The following is a 4,441-nucleotide window of genomic DNA, read 5'->3' on the forward strand; positions in this document are numbered from 1 at the left end:
TGGATGGACTGACGCAGCTCCTGAATGGATTGGCGGAGCTCCCGGATTTCTCGGCTGTTGGCAGCAGTCTGTTCAGCCGTCCAAGCCAGCAGTTGCTCCACTCGGTCTAAGCGGTCTTGGCTCTGACTATTCACCCTGATGCCTCGCCTTGTGAGTCTCTTGACAAACTGCAACCGATCATAAACGAAGTTGAGCTCTGCCAAACAGGATAGGGGGAATGGTCATTCCCAGAGCCGCCGGATTGGAGAGCGATGCAGCAACTGGTGGGCTTCGGCCAGCAACTCCGGGATAGGCAGATGTTCTGGGCAGCGGGGTAAGCAGTCACCGCATTCGGTACAGCGGTCGGCAAGTGACCCCGGAAACCAATGCCCAGCTTGGCCGAACATGTTGTAGCGGTACCGAGCAAACTCCGTCATTTCGTGGGCAATGGCCAAGTTGCGCAAACGCAGCACTTCGGGAATGTGGATCCCTTCTGGGCAGGGCAGGCAGGCGTAGCACTGGGTGCAGCGGCTGGATCCCAAGCGTTCCTGCTCGGCTTGGCGCAACCGCTCCTGAATCTGAGGGCCATCCACCCACCAACGGTCGGGATCCTGTAAAGCCGACAAGGCCACCTGTAGCTCCTCAGGATGAGTGATGCCCAGGCTGAGGGTGTGAACACGGGGATCCGCCAGCAAAAAACGATAGGCAAACTCCAAGGGGCTGAAAGGTGCACAGCACTCCTGCAGGTGTTGGGGCGGGCGATAGAGCATTCCCCCTTTATCGGCAGGAGAAATGATGAACACGCCCATATCTTGCTGGGCAGCCGCTTCTAGGGCCGGTGCATTGCGCTGTTGGAAAAAGTGATGGTGCAAATTAACAAAGTCAAAGCATCCTGTCTGGATGGCCTGCAAAATTAACTCCAGGGATCCATGGGTGGAAAAACCAATGTGGCGCACCCAGCCTTCCTGCTGCATCTGCTGGAGAATCGGCAGCCCTTTCTGCAGCACCCACTCCAGGTGTTCCGGCAGGTTGATGCCATGAAAGGCAAATTGATCCAAGTAATCCACCCGCAGACGGCGCAGGGATCCCTGAAGCCGCTCTCGCAACCCATCTGTGGGAGTGAGTTTGCTGGTCAGAATCAACTGATGGCGTGAAAAGGGCAGGGTTTGCAAAATCTCGCCCAAGAGCACCTCGGCATGGCCATAAGCCTGAGCCGTTTCGATGTGGTTGATCCCTGCGGCTAGGGCTGCCTCAACGGTTGCCTGAGCCTGAGCCCTGGGCACATTGACCAAGCGCATGCTGCCCAGAGAAAAAACCGAGACAAGCTGTTGGGTGCGCCCAAAGCGACGGTAGAGCATTGCGGCTGAGGTGATGCCAGCAACTCCCATCAAATCACCCCCCAGAGGCGGGAGACAGCTTCAGATGGCCGGGCACAGGCATGGTTTCCCTCAGGAGGGGTTTTTGCCCAGCAGTTCTGCCGCCAGCAGGATCGCCTGCTTAAGGCTCTCGCATCGGGCCACCCCTTGGCCGGCAATGTCGAAGGCGGTGCCATGATCGGGAGAGGTGCGAACAAAAGGCAGCCCAATTGTCAGGTTAACCGCCCGGTCAAAAGCCAGCATCTTCACCGGGATCAAACCTTGATCATGATAGAGAGCCAAGTAGGCATCTGCCACAGTTGGGGATCCCTGGCCATGCCAGGCTTGCGCGGGAGCCACCCACAGGGTGTCGGGGGGAAGCGGCCCCCAAATTTGGGCGTGGGCATAGGTGCGCAGCAGCTCGGTCAGCCATTCTTTTTCCTCCGATCCCAGTTGCCCCTGTTCGCCGGCATGGGGATTCAGGCCGGCTACTGCAATCACAGGATCCCGGATCCCAAAGGTGTGGCGCAGGGATCCCACCAGCACATTCAGCTTTGTCCGCACCCGCTCTGGGGTCAGCACGGTGGGCACTTGGCCGAGGGGAATATGGGTGGTGGCCAGCAAAACCCGCATCTGCCAACCGCTGTGGGGGGAACGGGCAACAAACATCATCCCGTAGTGCTCAGACCGACTCAGCTGGGCCAAAACTTCTGTTTGACCAGGGAACCGGTAGCCAGCTTGATGCCAGAGATACTTGGCGATGGGCGCTGTCACGATCCCCTGAAACTCCCCCTGCAACGTCCGTTCGACCGCCGTTCTCAGGTAAGCAAAACTAACCGCACCACTGTCGGCATCCCCTTGACCAATACAGCCAGGCTGTAACCGAAAGCCTGTGTCGCATTCCAGCATCGGGATCCCTGCCGGATGGGCCAATGGAGCCGGCGACCGATCTCTCAGCAGGCGATAGGTGGCTTCTAGAACCTGCCGATCCCCTACAACCGTGATGTGGGCGCAAGACTGCACCTCAGGATCCGCCAGCGCCTTGAGCACAATTTCCGGCCCAATTCCCGCGGGATCCCCCAAGGTCAGCGCCAGTTTGGGCCGTGGAATGCTCATGGTGTCTTTTCTTGAGAAGACGGACGATCCCCATGTTCCAGGGGAAAGAGAGTGCTGAGGAAAGCTGTGGGGAAGGTCGCCATCCCTTTGAGCAAGAATTCTGAGCTCAGCCTATCAAGTCAGCTGCAAGGGGATCCATGCCGGCAAAATGGTTTAATGAGGGTTTAGCGATATTGAACCTCTATGGCCGAGACATTCCTTTACAACGCCTTGCGTGCTGCCCTCGACGAAGAAATGGCCCGGGATCCCAACGTATTTGTTTTGGGAGAAGATGTCGGCCATTACGGCGGCTCCTACAAAGTCACCAAAGACCTGTATCGCAAGTACGGGGAGATGCGCCTGCTGGATACCCCCATTTGCGAGAACAGCTTCACCGGCCTGGCCATCGGGGCAGCCATGACCGGCTTGCGCCCGGTGGTGGAAGGGATGAACATGGGCTTTCTGCTGCTGGCCTTCAACCAAATTGCCAACAATGCCGGTATGCTGCGCTACACTTCCGGGGGCAATTTCAAGATCCCGATGGTCATCCGCGGGCCGGGCGGGGTGGGTCGTCAGTTGGGAGCAGAACACTCGCAGCGGCTAGAGGCCTACTTCCAAGCGGTGCCCGGGCTTAAGATCGTGGCCTGTTCAACTCCCTATAATGCCAAGGGCTTGCTCAAGTCCGCCATCCGCGACGACAACCCCGTTCTCTTTTTCGAGCATGTGCTCCTGTACAACTTGAAAGAAGATCTGCCAGAAGAGGAATACCTTTTGCCTCTGGACAAAGCCGAAATCGTCCGATCCGGCTCCGATGTTACCCTGCTCACCTACTCCCGCATGCGCTACCACGTGCTCAAGGCCGTGGACACTTTGGTGCAGCAGGAGATCGACCCTGAGGTGATCGATTTAATCTCGCTGAAACCTTTAGATATGGGAACCATTGCCGCTTCGGTGCGCAAAACCCATCGGGTGATCATTGTTGAGGAAGACATGAAATCGGGTGGCATTGGGGCGGAACTGACAGCTCGCATCATGGAAGAACTGTTCGATGAGCTGGATGCGCCGGTGATGCGTTTGGCTTCGCAGGACATTCCCACCCCCTACAACGGCACGCTGGAGGCGGCCACCATCGTGCAACCTGCAGATATTGTGGCGGCGGTGGAGCGGCTCCTCTACGCGGATTAGAACCCCCAAAAATCCCTACAAAACAGCGCCGAAATCTATCTCCCAGCAACTTGCAAAATCCTCAGGGCAACCTTGCTAAGATTTCCATGGCAGGGATCCGCGAATATGCAAGGCGTACTGCTGATCCTCTACATGTTGGTTGTCAGTGGCCTGATTGCCGTTGTTGGGGATCGGGTGGGCTACCGCATTGGCAAAAAGCGCCTTACCTGGTTTAACCTGCGCCCCCGCCATACCGCCATTCTGGTGGCCGTGGTGACCGGCGTGAGCATCTCCGCCCTGACCTTGGGCACACTGCTGCTCCTCAACCGCTCTCTGTCGGAGGCCCTGTTCAGCTACACCAACCAAATTGCCCAGGCGGAGCAAGAGCTGCGGGCCCTCAACCGCCAGAAAGCCCTCTTGGAAGCGGAAAATGCCGCTCTCAGGGTTGAGCGAGACCACCTCAAGGTGGATCTGGATCAATTTCGCACCCAGCAGTCGGCAGCCCAAACCCGCCTGAGCGAAGTGCGCGATCAGCTGGCAGTGGCGCTGCAGGAGCGGCAGGAGGCGGAGGCCAAGCTGGCGGCAGCCAACGAGCAACTGGCCAAGGTGCAGCCCAGTTTGGATCGAGCCCAGGCCGAGTTGGAGGCAGTGAAGGCAGAGGTGGAGTCGGCCCGGCAGATGATTGCCACCCTGGAGTCGCAAAAACAAGCCCTGCAACTGGATCGGGATCAGCTGGAGCGCTCCCTGGATGTGGTGCAGGCGGCCTTAACCCAACTGGAGAACCAGAAAAACCAGCTTGAGCAGGAGATCGAGCAGCTCAACCAATTGGCGGTGCGGCTGCGGCGGGG

Annotated in this window: 4 protein-coding genes; 2 read left to right on the forward strand and 2 right to left on the reverse strand. The window is 58.3% G+C overall.

Annotation, left to right across the window (positions count from 1 at the left end; all coding sequences use genetic code 11):
* Window positions 1-221: 221 nt before the first annotated feature.
* Together NW819_RS01575 and pdxA are read right to left on the reverse strand one after the other, a co-directional pair.
* Window positions 222-1,337, reverse strand: a complete 1,116-nt coding sequence (locus tag NW819_RS01575; RefSeq protein WP_414412692.1) for an aldo/keto reductase — start codon at window positions 1,335-1,337, stop codon at window positions 222-224.
* Between the two features lie 90 nt (window positions 1,338-1,427).
* A complete protein-coding gene (pdxA, locus tag NW819_RS01580) occupies window positions 1,428-2,450 on the reverse strand; it encodes a 4-hydroxythreonine-4-phosphate dehydrogenase PdxA (protein ID WP_414350200.1) in 1,023 nt (340 codons plus the stop codon).
* A 183-nt stretch (window positions 2,451-2,633) separates the two neighbouring features.
* Here pdxA and NW819_RS01585 point away from each other — a divergent pair, with 183 nt between their 5' ends.
* Together NW819_RS01585 and NW819_RS01590 are read left to right on the forward strand one after the other, a co-directional pair.
* Complete coding sequence (locus NW819_RS01585; protein WP_414331610.1) at window positions 2,634-3,614, forward strand: alpha-ketoacid dehydrogenase subunit beta; 981 nt, start codon at window positions 2,634-2,636, stop codon at window positions 3,612-3,614.
* A gap of 105 nt (window positions 3,615-3,719) precedes the next feature.
* The coding region (locus NW819_RS01590) for a DUF3084 domain-containing protein (protein WP_414412691.1) at window positions 3,720-4,441 on the forward strand (722 nt) is incomplete at its 3' end.

Source organism: Synechococcus sp. R8-2, from assembly GCF_047461715.1.
GTDB lineage: Bacteria > Cyanobacteriota > Cyanobacteriia > Thermostichales > Thermostichaceae > Thermostichus.

What these genes read in the sequence shown, in the direction of transcription:
- pdxA (WP_414350200.1), bottom strand. Translation starts at nt 2,450, where the DNA reads ATGAGCATTCCACGGCCCAAACTGGCGCTGACCTTGGGGGATCCCGCG.
- NW819_RS01585 (WP_414331610.1), top strand. Translation starts at nt 2,634, where the DNA reads ATGGCCGAGACATTCCTTTACAACGCCTTGCGTGCTGCCCTCGACGAA.
- NW819_RS01575 (WP_414412692.1), bottom strand. Translation starts at nt 1,337, where the DNA reads ATGCTCTACCGTCGCTTTGGGCGCACCCAACAGCTTGTCTCGGTTTTT.